The 21499-nt window shown below is 46.2% G+C and carries 14 protein-coding genes; 6 read left to right on the forward strand and 8 right to left on the reverse strand.

All coding sequences use genetic code 11. The features are described 5' to 3' along the window. Positions 1-227: 227 nt before the first annotated feature. A complete protein-coding gene (locus L3V37_RS02795; RefSeq protein ID WP_005384183.1) occupies positions 228-2264 on the forward strand; it encodes a PhoX family phosphatase in 2037 nt (678 codons plus the stop codon). A gap of 99 nt (positions 2265-2363) precedes the next feature. Here the strand turns inward: L3V37_RS02795 and L3V37_RS02800 are convergent, their stop codons facing one another. The 3 genes from L3V37_RS02800 to L3V37_RS02810 all read right to left on the reverse strand — a co-directional run bounded on the left by L3V37_RS02800 (position 2364) and on the right by L3V37_RS02810 (position 7360). Continuing rightward, complete coding sequence (locus tag L3V37_RS02800; RefSeq protein ID WP_005384182.1) at positions 2364-3755, reverse strand: glycoside hydrolase family 1 protein; 1392 nt, start codon at positions 3753-3755, stop codon at positions 2364-2366. 191 nt (positions 3756-3946) lie between these two features. After that, positions 3947-5074 carry a conjugal transfer protein TraF gene (locus tag L3V37_RS02805; protein ID WP_005384181.1) on the reverse strand — a complete coding sequence of 376 codons (1128 nt, stop codon included), beginning with the start codon at positions 5072-5074 and terminating at the stop codon, positions 3947-3949. Positions 5075-5287: 213 nt separating this feature from the next. Then, complete coding sequence (locus tag L3V37_RS02810) at positions 5288-7360, reverse strand: sensor histidine kinase (RefSeq protein WP_237305792.1); 2073 nt, start codon at positions 7358-7360, stop codon at positions 5288-5290. Between the two features lie 178 nt (positions 7361-7538). Between L3V37_RS02810 and L3V37_RS02815 the strand changes: the two genes are divergently transcribed. Continuing rightward, positions 7539-8888 (forward strand): sigma-54 dependent transcriptional regulator, encoded by a 1350-nt coding sequence (locus L3V37_RS02815; RefSeq protein WP_237305793.1) that lies wholly within the window; start codon positions 7539-7541, stop codon positions 8886-8888. 43 nt (positions 8889-8931) lie between these two features. Here L3V37_RS02815 and L3V37_RS02820 read toward each other — a convergent pair whose 3' ends face one another. Continuing rightward, on the reverse strand, positions 8932-10140 hold the full coding sequence (locus tag L3V37_RS02820) for a GGDEF domain-containing protein (RefSeq protein WP_237305794.1): 1209 nt from the start codon (positions 10138-10140) through the stop codon (positions 8932-8934). A 103-nt stretch (positions 10141-10243) separates the two neighbouring features. Beyond that, complete coding sequence (gene brnQ / locus L3V37_RS02825) at positions 10244-11554, reverse strand: branched-chain amino acid transport system II carrier protein (protein WP_237305795.1); 1311 nt, start codon at positions 11552-11554, stop codon at positions 10244-10246. Positions 11555-12390: 836 nt separating this feature from the next. Between brnQ and L3V37_RS02830 the strand changes: the two genes are divergently transcribed. The 3 genes from L3V37_RS02830 (at position 12391) to lhgO (ending at position 16848) form a co-directional block, all read left to right on the forward strand. Continuing rightward, positions 12391-13401, forward strand: a complete 1011-nt coding sequence (locus L3V37_RS02830) for a TAXI family TRAP transporter solute-binding subunit (RefSeq protein WP_017635521.1) — start codon at positions 12391-12393, stop codon at positions 13399-13401. Between the two features lie 88 nt (positions 13402-13489). Beyond that, positions 13490-15613, forward strand: coding sequence for a TRAP transporter permease (locus L3V37_RS02835; protein ID WP_009705104.1), 2124 nt, complete (start codon positions 13490-13492; stop codon positions 15611-15613). A gap of 8 nt (positions 15614-15621) precedes the next feature. Next, a complete protein-coding gene (gene lhgO, locus L3V37_RS02840) occupies positions 15622-16848 on the forward strand; it encodes an L-2-hydroxyglutarate oxidase (protein WP_130546486.1) in 1227 nt (408 codons plus the stop codon). A 47-nt stretch (positions 16849-16895) separates the two neighbouring features. Here lhgO and L3V37_RS02845 read toward each other — a convergent pair whose 3' ends face one another. The 3 genes from L3V37_RS02845 to L3V37_RS02855 all read right to left on the reverse strand — a co-directional run bounded on the left by L3V37_RS02845 (position 16896) and on the right by L3V37_RS02855 (position 19872). Next, positions 16896-17300, reverse strand: a complete 405-nt coding sequence (locus L3V37_RS02845) for a cystatin (RefSeq protein WP_130546485.1) — start codon at positions 17298-17300, stop codon at positions 16896-16898. A 174-nt stretch (positions 17301-17474) separates the two neighbouring features. Beyond that, entirely contained in the window at positions 17475-18473 is a 999-nt protein-coding gene (gene cydB, locus L3V37_RS02850; protein ID WP_237305796.1) for a cytochrome d ubiquinol oxidase subunit II, read from the reverse strand. A gap of 10 nt (positions 18474-18483) precedes the next feature. Then, entirely contained in the window at positions 18484-19872 is a 1389-nt protein-coding gene (locus tag L3V37_RS02855; protein WP_130546483.1) for a cytochrome ubiquinol oxidase subunit I, read from the reverse strand. A 159-nt stretch (positions 19873-20031) separates the two neighbouring features. Here L3V37_RS02855 and L3V37_RS02860 point away from each other — a divergent pair, with 159 nt between their 5' ends. Further along, positions 20032-21276 carry an NADH:ubiquinone reductase (Na(+)-transporting) subunit B gene (locus tag L3V37_RS02860; protein ID WP_237305797.1) on the forward strand — a complete coding sequence of 415 codons (1245 nt, stop codon included), beginning with the start codon at positions 20032-20034 and terminating at the stop codon, positions 21274-21276. The last annotated feature ends 223 nt before the right edge of the window (positions 21277-21499 follow it).

Genomic DNA, 21499 nt, shown 5'->3' on the forward strand with positions numbered 1-21499 from the left:
ACCTTCTATCATACTTTAGCCCAAGTAAAATCAGAATGAAGCGATACAGTTGGTGATTATGTGACCAGAATTTAATTGCTTCGTTAGCTGTGTTGGTTGGTTTGCAGTATTGTTGAAACACAAGTTTCATATGTTTTAAGCACTTTTGTCATTTTTCTTATCCAAACTTCTTGCCGTTCAACTAATCACTTATTTATTAATTAAACTATAAGATCGGGAAAGTAAAAATGAGCAAGGAAACCTTTGACGCGACGCGTTATAACCAAAGTGAAAACAAACCATTTGAAGAAGTATTAGAAGCGAGCCTATCTCGACGCAGCATTCTGAAAGGTGGTTTAGGTATCAGTGCGATGACAGCGTTTGGTGCTTTCGGATTGGCTGGTTGTAACTCGTCTGACTCAGGGAGTACAGTAAGCAGTGGTTCGGGCGCATCTAAAGCCGTTCTTAACTTTGAATCTATCCCTGGCTCACTCACTGACGCAGTTTCAATTCCACAAGGTTACACCGCACAAGTACTAGTACCTTGGGGAACACCACTTAATGCACAAGGCAGCGCATGGCAAAATGATGGTACCAACACCAGTACCGATCAGTTAAATGCGCTAGGCATGCACCATGACGGCATGCATTTTTTCCCATTGAACGATAGCACTACAGATGGCTTGCTATGTATTAACCACGAGTACATCGACACATCAGCACTGCATCCAAACGGTCCGACGGTTGAAAATGGCGTACGTACCATTGTAGATGAAGTGCGCAAAGAGATTAACGCGCACGGTGTATCAGTGGTTCGCATTCAACTGGAAGATAACATGTGGAAGTTGGTTGATACCGACCCACTAAACCGTCGTTATACTGGTGCGACAGTCATGGATTTGTCTGGCCCGGTAGCCCACACATCTTTAACTGTCACTCGTTTCTCGCCAGATGGCAGCCAAGCGCGTGGTACGTTAAACAACTGTGGCAACGGCTACACGCCGTGGGGCACGTACTTAACGTGTGAAGAGAACTGGCCAGGTTACTTTGTTAATGCCGGGACTCGTACAGAAGAGCAAGATCGCATTGGTGTCGATGACCAAAGCACTCGTTACCTATGGGAGACATTAGCAGGAAATGCAGAAGAGCGTCTTGATGAGTTCTCTCGCTTTAATGTGGCTCCAACAGGAGCAAGTGCGATGGATGATTACCGTAATGAAGCCAATGGTCACGGTTACATTGTCGAGATTGACCCTTACACGCAAAACTCACGTGCGAAGAAACGTACTGCGCTAGGTCGTTTCCGTCACGAGGGCTGTACTTTCGGTAAGCTTGAAGAAGGCAAACCAGTGGTATTTTATTCTGGCCACGATTCTCGCTTTGAATACCTATACAAATTTGAATCTGCGGCAGCGTGGGATCCAGCAGATGCTAACCCTGATAATCGCTTGGCGATGGGTGACAAGTACATGGACGAAGGCACACTGTATGTGGCGCGCTTCAATGAAGACAGCACAGGTACTTGGTTACCATTAACGCTTGATAGCGTAACAACCGCTGGTGGTACGTTAGCGGATCACTTTAACTCACTGGCTGAAATTATCATCAATACTGCTGGCGCGGCGGATTTAGTTGGGGCAACACCAATGGATCGACCAGAGTGGTGTACGGTTGATCCATTCACGGGTTCAGTATATTTAACATTGACGAACAATACGCGCCGTACAGATGAAACCAATCCTGCGAATCCACGTTTGAATAATAAGTTTGGTCATGTTATTCGTTGGGATGAAGGAGCTTCAGCAACTGACTTTACTTGGGATATCTTTGTGTTTGGTTCGCCAGCAAATGGTGATGCAGATACCAACCGTTCTGGCTTGAATGAGCTAAACCAGTTTGCGAGCCCAGACGGATTAGCGTTTGATGGCCGTGGTATTTTGTGGATTCAGACTGATAACGGCGCAGATGAAGTCACGTCTTACACCAATGATCAAATGTTGGCTGTTGTTCCATCTAAGCTAACAGATGAGAATGGTGATCAAGCTGTGATTGGTGCGGATAATCAAGCTGAATTGAAACGCTTCTTTGTCGGACCAAATGGTTGTGAAGTAACAGGCTTTACCATCAGCCCTGATTACAAATCATTGTTTGTGAATATTCAGCACCCAGGTAACTGGCCATACAGTGAAGATGCAGCCGAAGAAACGCCTGCTGGTGTTTCTGTGCGCCCACGAGCGGCGACAGTGGTTATTCGCCGTGAAGACGGTGGAGAGATTGCAGTTTAATCTCTAAATGAATAAACACCTTAAAATTCAAGCCCTGCAATTGCAGGGCTTGATGGTTTAGGCGAATGCCTAGTTGCACTTTATACCTAGACAACAGGCTTAGCTTTTCAATGAACCGCCTGAAGTACGAATCACGTCTTGATACCAGAAAAAGCTTTTCTTACGTTTACGTTCTAGCGTTCCTTGCCCATCATCATGACGATCGACATAGATAAAGCCGTAACGTTTGCTCATCTCAGCGGTTGAATTCGCGACCAAATCGATTGGCCCCCAGCTGGTAAAGCCCATCAACTCAACGCCATCCAGAATCGCTTCGTGTGCTTGCACAAGGTGGTCGTTCAAGTAAGCGATGCGGTAATCATCTTGAATCTCACCGTTTTCATCGATTTCATCACGTGCACCTAAGCCGTTTTCTACGACAAACAGTGGTTTTTGGTAGCGATCGTGAAGGAAGTTCAGCAGAATGCGCAGGCCTTTTGGATCGATCAACCAACCCCACTGGCTCTTTTCAAGGTATGGGTTTGGTACGCTATCGACAATGTTACCCACTTCCTTCTGTTTCGGATCCGCACTTGCACAGCCACTTGCGTAGTAGCTGAATGAGATGAAATCGACACTTGCCGATGCAATTTCTTCTAAGTCGCCTGCTTCCATCTGAATTTCGATGCCGTTTTCACGGAAGTAACGCTTCATGTAGCCAGGGTACTGACCACGTGTTTGTACATCACCGAAGAACAACCACTTGTTGTTTTCATGCATTGCAGCAAGCACGTCATCAGGGTTACAGGTGTATGGGTAGTTGATTGCGCCAAGCAGCATGTTACCAATTTTGCCGTTAGGTACGATTTGCTGACACAGTTTTACCGCTTTTGCGTTTGCGACTAGCTGGTGGTGAATCGCTTGGTAAATCTCTTGTTCACTGGCGCCTTCTTGCAAACCAACACCAGTAAATGGTGCGTGTAGAGACATATTGATTTCGTTGAAGGTTAACCACAGCTTCACTTTGTCTTTGTAGCGTTCCAGCACTGTGCGAGCATAACGTTCGAAGAATTCGATGACGCGACGATCGCCCCAACCGCCATAGTTTTCAACCAGTGCGTAAGGCATTTCGTAGTGAGATAAGGTCACGAAAGGTTGGATGTTGTGCTCGGCAAGTTCGTCAAAAATTTTATCGTAGAACGCCAAACCTTCTTCGTTAGGTTCTAGTTCGTCCCCGTTCGGGAAGATGCGGCTCCATGCCAAAGAGAGACGCAGACAGTTAAAGCCCATCTCTTTGAACAGCGCGATGTCTTCTGGGTAGCGATTGTAGAAGTCGATCGCCACGTCTTTGATACCCGGTGTACGCTCTTCACGGGTTTGATGCGGACTCAAAATACCGTTTGGCAGCATGTCTGATGTCGATAACCCTTTACCCCCAAGGTTGTACGCCCCTTCTACTTGGTTTGCAGCAATGGCACCACCCCAAAGAAAATGTTCAGGAAACTTAATCATGTTTCTCACTCTTTATATTTAGGAAATGTTTGTGGATTTATTGCTTGAGAATAGTGTAGGAGACACCTCGATACTTGTATCGAGATCGTATTTTTATCAGTTCATCACCAAACGTCAGTAATGATAAACATTGATATATAGGATGGTTGTTAACAATGCCAACCTAAGTGAATTTAGATTGGCATTCATATTCAAAACGTAAATGCTAAATTCGCCGCCGCGCCAAACTGGTTATCGCCAGCGTAAGAGCCAGCGAGGTCTAAACTGATCACATCAAAAGGACTGATGCCAATGCCACCTGTCACTGAGTCATCGAGATTATTTTCTAGGTCAATTTCATAACCAGCGCGAAGTTGTGCCCACCCCCAAGCATTCCCCTCGATACCGACACGAATAAACTGAGTGTCATCGTCGAGCTCTTTAAAGCGCTTTTGTTTGGTGAGATCGGCGTCTAAGCTCAGAGCTACATAGTTCCCGACATAACCGATGCCAACTGTCGCTTGTGGTGTGAGTTCGTAGGTATAGTTGCCCAGTTTTGTTTCAATATCTTGCTCGAAGACGTCTTTTAATGAAAGGCCTGCTCTAAATGCGTTGTGATACCAAGCGACCCCAAGATCCATATTGAAAGTATTCTTTGATACTTCACTTTTGTCGTAATCCTCGATATCAAAGTCGTCTAGTGTTGTACGTTGTGTGTAGGTTTTAAGTTGTTGGTATTTTGGTGTAATACCAAATGCGAATTGTTGTTCGCCTATAGTGTAAGCACGAGATAGAGCAATACCATATTCCACATTACCGAAAGCAGTTAGGTTAACGGCAGAATTGAGGTATCGATCTGCGGTGTTTGTTGAATCTGAGATATCGGGTGCAGCAAGTATCTCCACATAACCAGTGCTAAACAGGTTTACAGACATGTAGCGCGTCGGAATAGCAATTGCGAGGCTTAGCCCTCCGTTAATGACAACTGGGACGCTCTTATCCAACTGATCGAGGAGGCGATTAAGCTCGGCCTCGTTCGCTGGAGTAGGAATGCCCTGAATACTATCATAAAGGTCTTGGGCGTCATCTACGGCTGACAACGCTTCATCCTCGTCGTGGATATTGACCCCGACAGCCGGAATGAGCAGACCGATATCATCATTTTCTCGATATAGGGCACCCAAGGCTGGGTTATGTAGGGGCGCGGTCAAATAGTCAGCAGAAACGACGCCTGTATTTCCCATACCATGACTTCGAGCGTCGGCAGCGTAAGGTGCAGAAAAAGCGTGAGGTGATAATATAAAAAGCGCTCCTGTTGCAGCTAAAGTTATTTTTCTCATAACGCATCCATTCTTACTTTTAAATAATTACTTATCATTAAATTAGACGGTGGGAGCTAAAACTGGTGTCAACCACCAAAAATTGTTCTGATGAATGGTATGTGGCGATTCATCAAGTTAAGCGTAGGTTAGGCAACTCGCTTTATAAAGTTGAACAGGATTTATATTGCTCTCTTATTGAGAGAAAAGGATTGAGAGATGGGAGAAGTTGGGTCAGCTTCGGTGAGGAGCGAGTTTAAATACTAAGATGAAGGACATTCCTTCAGTAGTGTTGAGCTGTGCGCTGACTTTCCCTTGCATATCACGCATATTGTTGGCCGTAATCGCTAAACCTAGCCCCAATCCTTCCCCAATTTTCTTTGAGGTTTGGAATGGCTCGAACATGGATTCAAGCATCTCATTCGACACGCCGCAGCCATTATCACTGACGATCAGTTCGACCTGATTGTCGGTTGGATTGACGATCAAGCTGAGCTGCGGGTTGGTGGTATGGTTCATTGCGTCTAGCGCATTCGAGACAAGATTACCGAGTACCTGAAGCAGTCGTTGTTCTTCACCCAAGATGTTAGGTAAGTCATGAGGAACTCGAACACGCACATCCACTTTGTCTAGTTGGGTTTGATAAACGCGTAGGGTTTCTTCGAGTGCGGAAGTAAGAGAAATTGCTTGTAGGCTTTCTGGTTTGTTGTAGGCGAACGTCTTTAACTGGCTGGTCATGCTTGCCATGCGATCAATCAGCTTCTGTACCAAAACATTGTTGGCTTTCATCATCTCGGTTTCGCCGCGTTCCGCCAGCAGTTCGTTCGTGGTGAGCAGGGTACGCAAGCCTGTCAGTGGCTGATTGAGCTCATGAGTAATCGCGCTCGACATGCGACCCAAGGCGGCCATTTTGCTCGATTCAATTAATTGGTTTTGCGCTTCTTTTAGCGCTTGAGTACGCTCTTCTACCCGTTGCGCCAGTTCTTGGTTGACCTGTTGCAGCGATTGCTCGGCTTTTTTCCGCTTACTGATGTCGATGATCGTTGCAAGGAAATACTGCTCGCCATGCCAAGGGAAACTGGTTAGCGAGAACAGGACAGGGAAGACGCTTCCGTCACTGCGTCTGGCAATGGTTTCGACCGTACTGAGCTCTGCGAGCTCTTTATGTTTAGGTAAGTCCTTGAGCAACTTAAGTGTGGTGGAATTAGGATTGCCTGCATCGAATAACTCCCAAGCAAAAGCGTGTCGATTGACGCTTTCTGGTAAACAGAACAAACGCTTCGCCATTGGGTTGAGATCGAACAGTTGTCCTTGTTCATCAATCAATAGCAAACCAACGTGGGTTTTATTGATCATCTGTTTCAAGCGGCGTTGAGACTCTTCCAACAGGGCTTGAATTCGCTGTTGATTGATGTGCTTTTGGCGACGTTGTAGACCAATGATGACGAGTAATATAACCAATAAGAGTAGCGCTGCTACGCTCCAACCAATTACGTTGATGGTTTGCTGAATCGGCTTAGAAGGGGTGAGGTAGCTTACGTACCAATTCAAATCATCCAATTTTACGGTGTGCGCAAAATAGCGTTGCTGATTGAGCGTCCACACACTGATATTGGTGTTGTCGTATAAGCGCTGCGTTTCTAACTGAACGGTGTTGCTCGGTTCGTTAAACCAGTCAGCGTTATAGAGCGAGCTGCTTGATAGGAAAAAGCGTTGCTGGCGATTTTGCAACGTAATGATGTCTTGGCTAGTGATAGTCTGTTCGGTCAACAGACTGAGGTTGATTTGCACCACCACAATGCCTGCGATATCCAGACCGTCGTAGATAGGAGCTGCAAGGTAATACAACGGGCTCGAACCTTTGGTTTTGTTCACCAAGGAAACCCCACCGCCTTGATTGTGAATTTGTTCCACAATGGCTTTTCGGTCAGACAGGCTAAAGCGCTCTTCGATTAAACTCGAGACCAATACTTCGCCAGAGTTAGACAGGATTAGCCAACCTTCCGTATTGGCGGCTTTGTCGAGTTGAGTCAGTTGGGTTTGCAACGGTTCGTAATAAGTCCGGTTTCCTTTCACAAACGCGATGGTTTCCGGGTTATTGGTGACAAGGTAAGGCAAGTGATAGAAGCGTTTGAGTGCACGGCGAACTTCACCAATATAGTCGAGCAGTTTTTGTTGAGCTTCGGTTTGAGTTTGTACGCTCAACCATTGACGAGCAACCTCTCTGCTGGCGCTATAACAAGACAACATCAGCACTGCTGCAATTACGACCACAAGCCACGTTTTGCCATTCCTTTTGCGCTGCATACTGACTCCATTCAGCTAGTGCGTTCTCACCAACAGTCATTAAAGAGTGCGCCTAACTGGTTGGATGTTAAAGACTTGTAAGCAAGAAGTGAGATCTAGCTCCTTTTCTCCTCAGTGGTTTTTGCTACCGTTAATAAAGAGCGATTTCTTTCCCACCCCATAAAGCAGGCAGTAACTCATGGCTTTTGACGACACCCCTAAAATTGCACTTATCGAAGACGATGACATTGTTCGTCAGGCTACCAGCCAATGGCTGCAACTGGCGGGGTTCGATGTGACCGCATTCAGTTTAGGCGAAGAGGGCAAAGCGGCCATTCTTAGCCAAGAATTTGATGCGATTGTCAGTGATGTTCGCCTGCCGGACACCGACGGCTTGTCGATACTAGAAAGCCTGATTGCTAATCACATCCCAACGCCAGTTATCTTGATCACCGGACATGGTGATGTCGATATGGCAGTTGGGGCGTTGCAAAACGGTGCGTTCGATTTTATCGAGAAACCTTTCCAACCTGAGCGCCTATCCCAACGAGTAACCGAAGCGGTCGAGAGCTATCGCGCACAAACGTCTACTCAAGATCGTCAAGAGTACCTTTCTAGCGTTAGCGGCTTAGAAGAAGTGCTGATTGGCCGAAGCCGAGTGATGCAACAGCTTAGAGAACAAGTAGCCAAGTTAGCACGCATTGATACTAACGTGATCATTTACGGCGAAACAGGTTGTGGTAAAGAGCTGGTGGCGACCAGTTTGCATAATGAAAGCCAACGCAGAACCTATCATTTTGTGCCAATCAACTGTGGCGCTATTCCTGAGAACCTGTTTGAAAGTGAGTTGTTTGGGCATGAAGCAGGGGCATTTACCGGAGCGGGTAAAAAGCGCATTGGTAAGTTGGAATACGCGGATAAAGGCACCTTATTCTTTGATGAAATCGAGAGTATGCCGCTGTCGATGCAGGTGAAAGTGTTGCGTTCATTACAGGAACATACGGTTGAGCGCGTTGGGGGTAACCAACAGATCTCGGTTGATTTAAGAGTGATCGCCGCCGCGAAAGAAGATCTCAATGATCATGACGAGTTTCGTCAGGATTTGTACTATCGTCTTAATGTGGCGCAGATCTATTTGCCACCGCTACGTGAGCGAGAAGAAGATGCGTTGATCTTGTTCGAACACTTTGCTTTGAAAAGTAATCCTGAGAGTCGTCCGCTGAGTGAAGCCGATAGAAAGGCCATTCTTGCTTACTCTTGGCCCGGTAACGTACGTGAGCTTAGGAATGTAGCGATGCGTTTTGCATTGGATGAAACCGTCTCCGTGATGGAAATTCTCTCCAGTCGACCATCCTCAACAACCGAAGAGACGCATGCGGGCGTGCCGTTGGCGATTCAGCTACATAACTTTGAACGTAAGGTGCTACATGATTCATTAGTCAGGCATCATGGACGCATCAATGAGGTGATGCAGGAGTTGGATTTACCACGTCGAACCCTTAACCAAAAGATGCAGAAGTTTGGTTTGAATCGCTCCGACTATACTTAGTGCGATTTCTAGCTAATTCGAAATCACTGGCATAACAAACATGTTATGCGCTTTTGGCAGGAGCTGGGACAAACTTATAATTTAGGTCTTTACCTTCTCCAAACAAGGTAACGAGGTTCCTTCCTGTATGTTTAGAGCTATATAGCGCTTCGTCGGCTTCAGCAAGCGCCTCTTGAAGTGATTGCCCCTCAGATAACTGACTGATACCAAAGCTCATGGTCACTTCAGTTTTAAATGATTGCAAAGCGGTTTCAGTTTCGACCGCAAGGCGAATTTGCTCTGCGACAATTTTGGCTTGCTGTGCTTTTTCGAGCAAAACAATCATGAACTCGTCACCACCAAATCGCACAATGCAGGCTGACTCAGGAAGATGCTTTTTAAAAATAGTGGAGATCGTTGCCATGACGGAGTCGCCAACCGTGTGACCATAGTGATCATTAATCGCTTTGAACTTGTCTACATCAGTCATAATAATGCTGATTGCTTGGCTTTTTTTATGTGCTTTACTAACCAAGTTTGGAACGATTTCTTCCATGGCTCGACGATTATATAGCCCTGTGAGTGCATCTAAATGAGAGAGATCATTAATGGATTGCACCAAGCGTCCGTTAATTAACCACAGCATACTAAAGCTCAAAGCAACGATCAGGCAGATGCTAAATAAGAAAGTCAGCTGATGGATAAGGCCTGCGGTCATAAAATTTGGCACTTCATTGGCGAAAGCGCTCCAAAGTGCCCTAAATCCCATAAAAAAACTAAATCCAAAGAAAGAGTAAGCCATTGCTTTAACAGGGAGCTTTAAGTCCTTTTGGGTACCTTTAAGCATAGCGACACCACTAAAGAAGGTGACGATACAAATATACATGCTCAGATAAATAATGCGGCTTTTGATAGAAGGATCATGGAAGGTGAAATAGTAAAATGAACCACTGAAAACAGGTGTTAACAAGGTGAGACAGTGAGCCAATTTTAAAGGGTATTGACGAAAAATGCTTACGCTATATAGCGTAAGCAAGAAGCCGACTAATATGAGAGTGTTGGCTATGACGATGGTCAGCCAGTCTGGCGCAGAGCCCCTAAAGCCAAGTAAAAAAGGGCCTAAACCAATAAACAGTAGTGATATCGAGAAGGTTTTTAGGCCTTTGACTCTACCCTGAGTGTATTGATAACAAAGCAGACTAATAGAGTAAATGCAAGAGAACAGAATAACGATAAAGTTCAGTGTTCTGATGTCTAGATACTGATTATCCATAGGCGACCCATATCAATCTTTCATTCAGGCAACTCCTTTGCCTGATATCAATAAGCGAGCTACATAGTAACGCACTTATTGAGCGATGTCTTATGTTAAACGGCTATTCATTCACCAGCTCGAATTGTTCGGTTTGGTTGGTTTTCGTCGTAAACAGCAGACCAACAATCATCATAAATACGCTAGGCACAATCCAGCTGGCAAAGTCATTGTACAGAGGCATGTAATTACCCATCCACTCATCAGTGGAACTTGGCATGTAACCTAGGATGTGCAGCGCATCAACACAACCAAACGTTAGAGCAGTGAATGCGGTCACGACCACCATGATTTGCGACATCTTGTTGCGAACCGGTGCCATGATCATCAACGCAATCGCTACTGGGTGAAGCGCCACAACCGCTGGTAATGTGATAGCCAATAGTTGCTCCAGACCTACGTTGGCGATCAAACCAGCCAATACCATGGTCGTGATAACGCAGCCTTTGTAGTTCACTTTGCTGAAAGTGTTGTCGTAGAACTCACTGCCTGCGGTGGTTACGCCGATAGCAGTAGTCAAACACGCCAATACCATCACGGCACCTAGTAATAGTGAACCAAATGCGCCGAAGTGGCTGAAGGTGAATGCCGTTAAAATGTCGCCACCATTGCTGAACTCAGAACCCAAGTATGAGCTTGTCGAGCCAATATAAGCCAATGAGATGTAAACAAATGCCATGGCAACCGCGTACATTAAAGCAGCAATTAGTGTGTATTTTGCAGTGGCTTTCGGGCAATCCACACCCATGCTGCGAATCGCACGGAAGATAATCCAACCAAAACCGATAGAACCTAGCGCATCCATGGTCATGTAGCCTTGGGTCAAGCCTTCAGCAAATGCGCTAGATACGTATGGTCCCGTTGCGGCAGTTAGCTCGCCAGCAGGAGAAACCAAAGCCGTCACAGACATGATGATCAAGATACCCATCAAGGCAGGCGTTAAGATCTTGCCTAGGTTGTCGACCAACTTACCCGGATATAGGGCAAATAGAATGGTGATAGCACAGAAGGCAATAGTGAAAGGCACCAAAGCGGCATCTCCAAACATTGGCGCAAAGCTAAATTGGTAAGCGACGGTAATCGCACGTGGTATTACAAACGCAGGGCCAATCACGATAAATACCATTACCCAAAAACTGGTCGCCAAAGGTTTAGGTAGGGCAGCGGTTAATTTGTCTGAACCGTTTACGATAGCCACCATCACCAGTGCCATCGCAGGCAGACCTACGCCCGTTAAGAGGAAGCCAGACATCCCGCTCAGAAAGTTTTCACCTGCTTGGTAACCCAAAAATGGAGGGAAGATCAGGTTACCCGCGCCTAAGTACATGGCGAAAGTCATGAAGCCCAAAGCGGCGATATTGCGTGCGCTTAACATTGTTATTCCTCTTATGTTTCGCTTGGAAGAAACTGAAAGGAATGGGAGGAGTATGTGGTGTTCCCGTCAGCTTCTTCTCAAGCTGACAGAAAGTTTAGATATAGCCTGTCAGCTCTGAATCAGTTCCAGAGAGAGCAGGAGGATCGCAGCAGCAACGCCAGATGGGCGTTTTAAAGCGAATTGTAATTGCGCAGTTGCTGACATGGGTGATCCTTAAAGACGAAAAAATACCAAGGAATACGTTTGCCTTGGCGTGTTGTTACACTAACGAACATAGGGCCATTGGCACAACCCCGAAGTAGAAAATAAGTTGATACGGTCAATGTTTATTTCTGAACTGGTGGATCGAGCTGCTTTTTAAATTAAAAATTAGAATAAATGACTTTTCATTTTTGTAACATGGCTTTCTTTGCTGTATTTTTGTGCTATTTGTAGTCGTTTAGGCTATAAACCTCAGCTGATAAATTGAGCAGTTTAGAATGATGCGCTTTTTCTTCTTATTGTTAAGACGCTCATTAGTTGCAATTCAATCCAAAATTGCATCGGCAAAATATTGCTTATTAGTGAATCGTGCATTTATTTTGTCTTGATCACATTTTATTAACCTTTTGCGATCTAGGCGTGCAACCTTCTCCTCTTCAATGAGCAAGATCTTGCTCATTACTTTGCTATCAAATCAGCATGATTTTGCTCATTTTTGATGTCTTTCAGTACTTAGTTCAATAAATACAAAGGGTTAAAAGTTGGCATTTCAATTGCTCTAGGGAATGTGTTGTTAATAAAGGTTTAACATGGTGTAAATCCCCAATCGTGAAACGACTACACGGAGAGTAATAATGAAAATGAATAAGCTGGTAAAAGCTTTGGCTGTCGCTGTGACTTCTTTTGGTATTGCTGCTAACGCTGCGGCAGAAGATCGTAGCTATATTCTTGCAACGGCATCGACAGGTGGTACTTACTACCCTGTGGGCGTAGCGTTGGCGACGTTAAGCAAAGTGAAGTTGGCACCAAAGCACCACTTCTCCCTTTCTGCAATCAGCTCTGCGGGCTCTGGTGAAAACGTTAAACTGCTGAATGAAAACGAAGCACAGTTCGCGATTCTACAAGGTCTTTACGGTGCGTGGGCTTGGTCTGGTGAAGGTCCTTATGAGAAGAGCGGTCGCCAAGAACAACTGCGCTCAGTCTCTATGCTTTGGCAAAACGTTGAGCACTTTATTGTTCGCTCTGACCTAGCAAAAACGGGCACAGTGACTGATCTGAACAACCTAGATGGCAAGAAGTTCTCTATCGGTAAGAAGAACTCAGGTACTGAGAACTCTGGTCGCCAAATCATGAAAGGTCTGAAGGTCGACCCTGATAAATTCAATCTTGCTTACATGGGTTACGGCGGCAGTGCGAGCGCACTTCAAAACGGCACCATTGACGGCATGAACACGCCTGCGGGTGTACCTGTTGGTGCGGTCACTCAAGCTTTTGCTGCGTTGGGTAAAGACATTTCGATTCTTTCGTTTACTGACGAACAAATCAAAGAGGCGAACGGCAATTACAACCTATGGACGAAGTACGAGATCCCAGCGAACACGTACCCGGGTCTAGATAAGCCGATCACCACCATTGCACAGCCTAACTTCTTGGCAGTTCGTGAAGATATCTCGGAAGAAGACGTTTACCAGCTAACCAAAGCGATCTACGAGAACCTGCCTTTCCTACAAGGCATCCACAAAGCAACAAAAGCAATGGCGATTGAGAAAGCGATCGCTGGCTTGCCAGTGCCTCTTCACCCAGGTGCGGTGCGTTACTACAAAGAAATGGGCATCGAAATCCCATCAGACCTAATGGCGAAATAACGCCAACTTCGCCCCGAGTTTCGGCTCGGGGCATTTTATCCCTACCGATTTCTAAGATGGAAAAAGCCGCCAGAGCTTGGAGTATGAGATGAGCGACTCAATAGAAAAGGAATTGCAGAAGTTTGAGCTGCCCACGCGCACTGATTTTCCGTGGGTAACCACTACAATCACTGTGTTTGGCGTGGTGTTGTCTGCTTTGCACATTTGGTTTAATACCTTATCGACGTTACCAGAGTTATGGATTTCCGCGACCCACTTTGCTGGCTTTGCGGTGATTTGTGCGCTTTGGTATCCGGCTCATATCTCTCTTAAGCAGAGTAAGATTGCACTCGGCATCGATGTGTTAATTGCCATGGGCGCAGTCGCGTGTTTGCTCTACATTCCCTATGCCGAAGATGCGCTGTATGAACGTGGCGTCAAGTTCGTGACCAGCGATTGGGTCTTTGCCATCATGGCAATTTTAATTGTTATTGAATTGATTAGACGCACCATGGGCTGGTTTATTCCAGTGCTGATTGTGGTGTGTTTAAGCTACGTTGTGCTTTGGGGAAAGTGGGCGACAGGTATTTTCCACTTCCCGGGTTTGAGCATGGAAACCTTGCTCTACCGTAGCTTCTATTCTTCTGAGGGCATGTTTGGTTCTATCTCGCGCATCAGTTGGACTTTCGTATTCATGTTCATTCTGTTTGGTGCGTTTCTTGTGCGCTCTGGTGTCGGTGATTACATCATCAATGTGGCACGTGCTGCGGCTGGTAAAATCATCGGTGGTCCCGGTTTTATCGCAGTGATTGGCTCGGGATTGATGGGCTCAGTATCTGGATCTAGTGTGGCAAATACGGTTTCAACCGGTGTTATCAGTATTCCTTTGATGCAAAAAGCAGGTTTTCCTTCGCGCTTCGCGGCGGGCGTTGAAGCAGCGGCATCGACAGGTGGTCAGTTGATGCCACCAGTGATGGGCGCGGGTGCTTTCATCATGGCGTCTTACACGCAAATTCCTTATGTCGATATCATTGCGGTGTCTTTCATTCCTGCTCTTATCTATTTCTTGTCTGTGGCGTTCTTTGTGCGTATCGAAGCCAAACGCAGCGGGGTTCAAAAAATCACGACCAGTGATGAATCTCTATTAAAAGTGCTGATCAGCGGTTGGCACAACCTTATCCCGCTGGCGGTATTGGTTACTTTGTTGGTTCAAGGCTTTACACCGACTTACGCTGCGGGTTTGTCGATCATTTCTGTGGTGGTGGCTTCTTGGTTCTCGAAAGATCACAAGATGGGACCAAAAGCGATCATCGAAGCGCTATCGCAAGGTGCGAAAAACATGGCGACAACCGCCGTATTGCTGGTGGGTATTGGTTTGGTGATCAACGTGATCAGCACAACAGGCATCGGCAACACGTTCTCATTGATGATCGACGGTTGGGCGAATGGCGACCTGTTCATCATGATCGTTCTGATTGCGCTCGCTTCTCTTGTTTTGGGGATGGGTTTACCCGTGACAGCGGCGTATATTGTATTGGGTACACTGTCTGCCCCTGCGCTTTACAAGTTGATTGCGGAAAACCAATTGCTTGAATTGATGGTATCGGGTCAATTGCCTGAACAAGCAAAAGCCATCTTTATGTTGGCAGCGCCAGAAAAGTTGGAACTGCTTAATGCACCAATGGCGTTGGAAACTGCGAAAGAAATGGTGGCGTTAGTACCTGCAGACTTTATGGAAACCCTACTAGAGCAAAGTTTGGGTATGGAAGCGGTAGGCTTGGCATTGCTGGCTGCTCACCTCATCATCTTCTGGTTATCGCAAGACAGTAACGTAACGCCTCCAGTATGTTTGACTGCATTTGCTGCGGCAACCATCGCTAAAACACCGCCAATGCGTACCGGTTTGATGGCATGGAAAATCGCTAAAGGTTTGTATCTTGTCCCGCTGCTGATTGCTTACACAGGCTTAGTAAGTTGGGATGTAACGTCGGTAATTACCGTGGGCTTCTTCGCCATCATCGGAACCTATGCATTGATTGGTGCGATTGAAGGTTACTTGGAAGGTCCTCTAAACATTCTGACGCGTCTCTTGTTGGTAGTGGTGGGTACATTGCTGGTTTGGCACGACATTCCAATGTTGGTTCGTGTGGCGAGCTGCGCGGTATTTGTCGCGGTGTTCATTTACAGTGGTCGCAAGTTCAAATTGCAACAATCTCAACTATCGGTTTTATAAGAGGTCGTATGAAATCAGTCTATGACTACATCATTGTTGGTGGCGGTATCGTTGGTGTGTCGACGGCATGGCAACTGCAGCAACGTCATCCAGACAAATCCATTTTATTGGTTGAGAAAGAGTCCGGTTTTGCCAAGCACCAAACCGGACACAATAGCGGCGTGATTCATGCCGGGGTGTACTATGCTCCGGGCAGCTTAAAAGCGGATTTTTGTAAGCGTGGGGTAGAGCGAACCATTTCGTTCTGTGCTGAGCACGATATTCCGGTGGAGAACTGTGGCAAGTTACTGGTTGCGACCAATGAGCAAGAAGTCGAACGCATGAATGCCCTCTATGAGCGCTGCCATGTCAACGGCATCGACGTAAAGCTACTCGATGAAGTTCAACTCAAGCTGGCTGAGCCAAACATCACGGGATTGGGCGCGATTTATGTCAAAACCACCAGTATTGTCGATTATCGTTTGGTTACTGATCAGATGGCGGAAGAGTTCAAAAAGCTCGGCGGTCAAATCAGCTTGAGAACCAAAGTGGTGGCTGCCGAAGAGAAGGACGAGAAAGTCCAACTGACCTGCATTTCAGACGGTCAAACGATGCAGCTTAATACTAAGTTCTTGGTTACTTGCAGCGGCTTGATGGCGGATCGAATGACTAAGATGATGGGTATTCCAATTGACTTTCAGATCATCCCTTATCGTGGTGAATACTACCGCTTAGATAGCAAACACGACCAAGTGGTGAATCATCTTATTTACCCAATTCCCGACCCTGATTTGCCATTCTTGGGCGTCCACCTGACTCGTATGATTGATGGCAGTGTGACTGTTGGTCCAAATGCGGTGCAAGGCTGGAAGCGAGAAGGGTACGATAAGGTCAACTTCAGCTTGCAAGATACCATGCAAATGCTCAGATTCTCCGGTTTCTGGAAGGTAACACAAAAGCATCTAAAAACCGGACTGGATGAGTTTAAGAACTCGTGGTGGAAGCCTGGCTATCTCAAGTTGGTCAACAAATATTGCCCTAGCATCAAGGTCGACGATCTCAAACCATATCCTGCGGGTATTCGCGCACAAGCGGTGTTATCCGATGGCACTTTGGTTCATGACTTTTTGTTTGCCGAGAGCGCAAGAAGCCTGCACGTTTGCAATGCCCCCTCTCCCGCAGCGACATCTGCAATGCCTATTGGAGAGTACATTTGCGATAAAGTGAATGAAAAGATAGAGGCGAAAACGGTATAAAACAAAGGCGACGTAACGGTCGCCTTTATTGTATTTGAATCTGGGAATTAGGAGTTGCCATCTTTAGGGCAGAGTTCACCTTTCTTGGCGTGTCTTTCTATCATGTAATCGCCTCGGGCACTGTGCAATACAATTGCATTCCAGACTTGACCATCTTGCAACTCGAACTCAAAAGCATAATGGGTGCCGCCGACCATTTTCGTTCTCACCTCATGAATTGCTTTCAATTTATCATCGGCATTCATTTGATAAAGCACCATGTTGAGTGAGCGTCTGGCGTCAGGAGTTGCTTCAGCAAGTTGCCAATGGCCCTGCTCGTCTGTTGCGGAGCAAATAGACCGCATTTTACTTTTCATGGCGGATGACATCTGCTTGTCTACGGCCAATGCATTTGGTGAAAACAGTGGAACCGTCAAAAGAATCAAAGTTACCAGAAACCGCTTTAAGGTCATAAAAACACTCCGTTGTTTTACTCTTGCTTGAGTATAGACCTCAATGGCTTCAGATGTGGTGCAGTAGACTCTGGGCCTACAATATCGCAGTTCGTATCAACGAACTGATGATAAACAAGGCGACCACGCTTACCAGCCAAATGCCAATGAACCACAAAATGGGTTTTAGTTTCACTAGTGATATCCTTCTCCACGTTTCATCTTGCCGCGGAAAACCCAGTACGAATAAGCCGTGTAGGCTATGATCAGAGGAAGTAATACCACCGCACCGGCAAGTAAAAATGCCAAACTCTTATCTGGCGCGGCGACGTCTTGATAAGTGAGTGCGAATGGGACCAAGTAAGGGAATGTACTGACACCGAAACCCATCGCGGACACAAGAAACAGGCCGATCGCAAGAACGTAGGCTCGGACGGCTTTGTGGTCGAGTAAGGCTTTGAATAGCTGCCAAATAAGTGCCGCTGCAATAATTGGTAAAATGAAAAACAGTAGCGAGTTTGGTAATGAGAACCAACGTTCAAATACGATATTTTGGCTCAATGGCAGCCACAAACTGGCGATGAATATACAGGCTACCATCGCTAGCCCCCATCGTCGCGCGACCACGTAATAGCGCCCCATCAGCTCTTCTGGAAGCTTGATTAATAACCAGCATGAACCGAGCAGAATATAAGCACAAACAAGCGCCAAGCCACAAAATACGCCAAATGGCGAAAGCCAATCAAACCATCCACCTGCGTATGCTCGTTCACTAACCTCTATACCTTGGAGCAGGGTTCCGAGCATAATGCCTTGCATCAATGCCGCGGTGAGTGAACCAATGAAAAAAGCGCTATCCCATAAAAACTTTCCGCGTTGTGTTCGGAAGCGATACTCAAAAGAAACCCCGCGCAGAATTAACCCGAGCAGCATTAAAATCAGGGGAGCATAGAGTGCTGGCATAATGACCGCGTAGGCGAGGGGGAACACGGCAAAAAGCCCACCACCGCCAAGAACTAGCCAAGTTTCATTCCCATCCCAAACAGGAGCGATGCTGTTCATCATCATGTCGCGCTCTTCATCGTCATTAGCGCTGAGAAATAGGATACCAATACCGAGATCAAAGCCATCTAACACGACATAAATCAGAACGGCGAGCCCAATCAAAGCGTACCAAATTAATGCGTAATCCATGAGTTAGCTCCTAGGTTAGATGGTTAGAATGTGTGATGGCATCAGTTTTCGTGCCATCAGGAAGTCGGCTATCTAGACCTTCTTCATATCGAGTTGGAGACTTACGCATCAAACGTAGGAGATAGAAGAGGCCTGCTCCAAAAACCACAAAGTAAACCACGATGAACGCCGTCAGGGAGACGCTCACCGCGGCGGCATCAATAGGCGATGCCGAATTGGCTGTGGTTAAAAGACCGTATACGGTGTAAGGCTGTCGACCGACTTCGGTGGTTATCCAGCCTGCTAAAACTGCAATGAACCCCGCTGGGGCAAACAGCACACAAATACGTTGAAGTGCCCTCGAATCAAAAAGTTTGCGACGTTTTCTTAGCCAAACGCTCCACAAACCAATAACAAGCATGCCAAAACCAAGCGCGACCATTACTCGGAAAGACCAGAAAACGATAGATACAGGAGGGTGTTCCTCCTCTGGAAAAGCATCTAATCCCTTCACTTCACCGTTGAGGTCATGAGTTAAAATCAAACTACCGAGTTTGGGGATTTCCAGTGCGTATTCCATGCGTTTTTCTTCATCGTTAGGGATACCGAAGAGGATCAATGGCGCGCCTTGGTGAGACTCATAGTGCCCTTCCATCGCGGCGACTTTGGCGGGTTGATGTTCAAGGGTGTTTAATCCATGCATGTCTCCAGCAACGATTTGAATTGGTGTCACGATGGCAGCCATCCACATTGCCATCGAGAACATAATTCTGGCTAGAGGGTTATGGTTTGCTTTTAGTAAGTGATAAGCGGCAACGCCAGCTACAACAAAGGCAGTAGTAAGGTAAGCGGCGAGCAACATATGAACGAGCCGGTAAGGAAAAGAAGGGTTGAAGACAATCGCCCACCAGTCTTCTGGGATAAACTGTCCGGCTTCGTTGATACTGTAGCCCGCTGGTGTTTGCATCCAACTATTAACCGAAAGTATCCAAAACGCAGACAAAAACGTCCCGAATGCGACAATACAAGTCGCGGCGAAGTGAAGCTTCTTACCCACCTTATCCATACCGAAAAGCATCACGCCTAAAAACCCCGCTTCGAGGAAAAACGCAGTAAAAACTTCATAACCCATTAGCGGGCCTAGGATTGGGCCTGTTTTGTCGGCAAACACGCTCCAGTTAGTACCGAATTGATAGCTCAACACGATGCCACTCACCACACCCATACCAAAACTGATGGCAAAGATTTTGAGCCAGTACTTATAGATTTGCATGTACTGTTTGTTGCCCGTTTTTAAGTACAAGCCCTCTAATACAGCGAGATAACTTGCCAAACCAATCGTAAAAGCTGGAAAAATAATGTGGAAAGAGACAGTAAAGGCAAATTGGAATCTAGCTAGGTCAATGGCGAGTGTGTCCATGAGCGGTCCCTTTTTCGTTGGATAAACTGTTCGCCGGATTTAAAGAGGAGACAGAAGAGTGGCGAACAAGGTGAAATACGAAGAAGGAAGACGAAGAGATTAAAAAACGATCGCTTTTTACACATGTGCGTACCATCTTTTAGATAAAGGAGGAGTGTTATGAGCCTTAAAGATTACTTTGAGAAAGCGACACCTAAGTTTGGTCCAGGTGGGAAGTATCACAAGTTCTACCCACTTTTCGAAGCTGTCGAAACCATTTTTTACACGCCTGGTAAGGTAAACCAGGGCATGACTCACGTTCGAGATAGCATCGATTTAAAACGTATTATGATCATGGTGTGGTTGGCGGTCTTCCCTGCCATGTTCTGGGGTATGTACAACATAGGCCAGCAAGCGAGTGATGCCTTGTTGTATGGAATGGATCAAGCCTCAGCTCAGCAAGCGCTTGTTTCTTCATGGCAACTGAGTTGGGTATGGGGCTCGTTAGATGCGGTTTCACAAGCGGGGTGGGGAAGTAAAATGTGGCTTGGTGCTACTTACTTTCTCCCGGTTTATGCGACGGTGTTTATCGTTGGTGGTTTCTGGGAAGTTCTGTTTGCTATTGTGCGAAAGCATGAGGTAAATGAAGGCTTTTTTGTCAGCTCTATACTCTTTGCGCAGATCCTTCCTCCGACAATTCCACTATGGCAAGCGGCTTTAGGTATCACTTTCGGTATTGTTGTGGCGAAGGAGATTTTCGGTGGTACTGGACGAAACTTCCTAAATCCAGCTTTAGCAGGGCGAGCGTTCTTATACTTTGCCTATCCTGCCAACATGTCCGGTGGTGCTGTGTGGGTCGCGGCTGATGGTTACTCTGGCGCTACTCCACTTAGTCAATGGTATGAAGGCGGGCAAAGTGCTTTGATAAATAATATGACAGGACAAACAATTTCATGGGGAGATGCTTTTGTTGGTAATTTACCAGGCTCGATGGGTGAAGTCTCCACGTTGTTGATCGCACTAACAGGCTTGGTTCTCATCTTTATGAAGATTGCATCGTGGAGAATTGTTGCGGGCGTGTTGGTCGGTTTAATCGGAGCTTCACTACTATTGAATGCGATCGGTTCAGACTCTAACCCCATGTTCTCCATGCCGTTCTACTGGCACTTCGTGATTGGTGGGGTTGCGTTTGGTACCTTCTTTATGGCGACAGACCCTGTCTCGGCAGCTTTTACCAATAACGGGAAATGGGCATACGGACTATTAATCGGTGTGATGACGATTTTTATCCGAGTGCTGAACCCGGCTTATCCAGAAGGCATCATGTTAGCGATTCTATTTGCTAACTTATTCGCGCCACTTTTCGATTACTTAGTCAAAGAAAGTAATATCAAACGCAGAATGAAAAGGGCGAGACCTTCTTAAAATGAGGGTGACCTCACTGAAAATTGATTGAAAACTACACTATATTGAAAAGGTCAGAGACATGGGGTTTCTGACCTTTTATTTTTATCAGGAGGACGAAGACGATGAGAATAAAGGATATTCTCGATAGCCGTTTGGTGCTGTCGTTCTGGTATAACCTAGACTACTGCTTGTCTCTTCTTAGTAAAATCTCTTCTCGTTGATTTCCTCAATGCAATCGCAT

It is taken from the genome of Vibrio sp. D54, assembly GCF_021728075.1.
Classification (GTDB): Bacteria; Pseudomonadota; Gammaproteobacteria; order Enterobacterales; family Vibrionaceae; genus Vibrio; species Vibrio alginolyticus.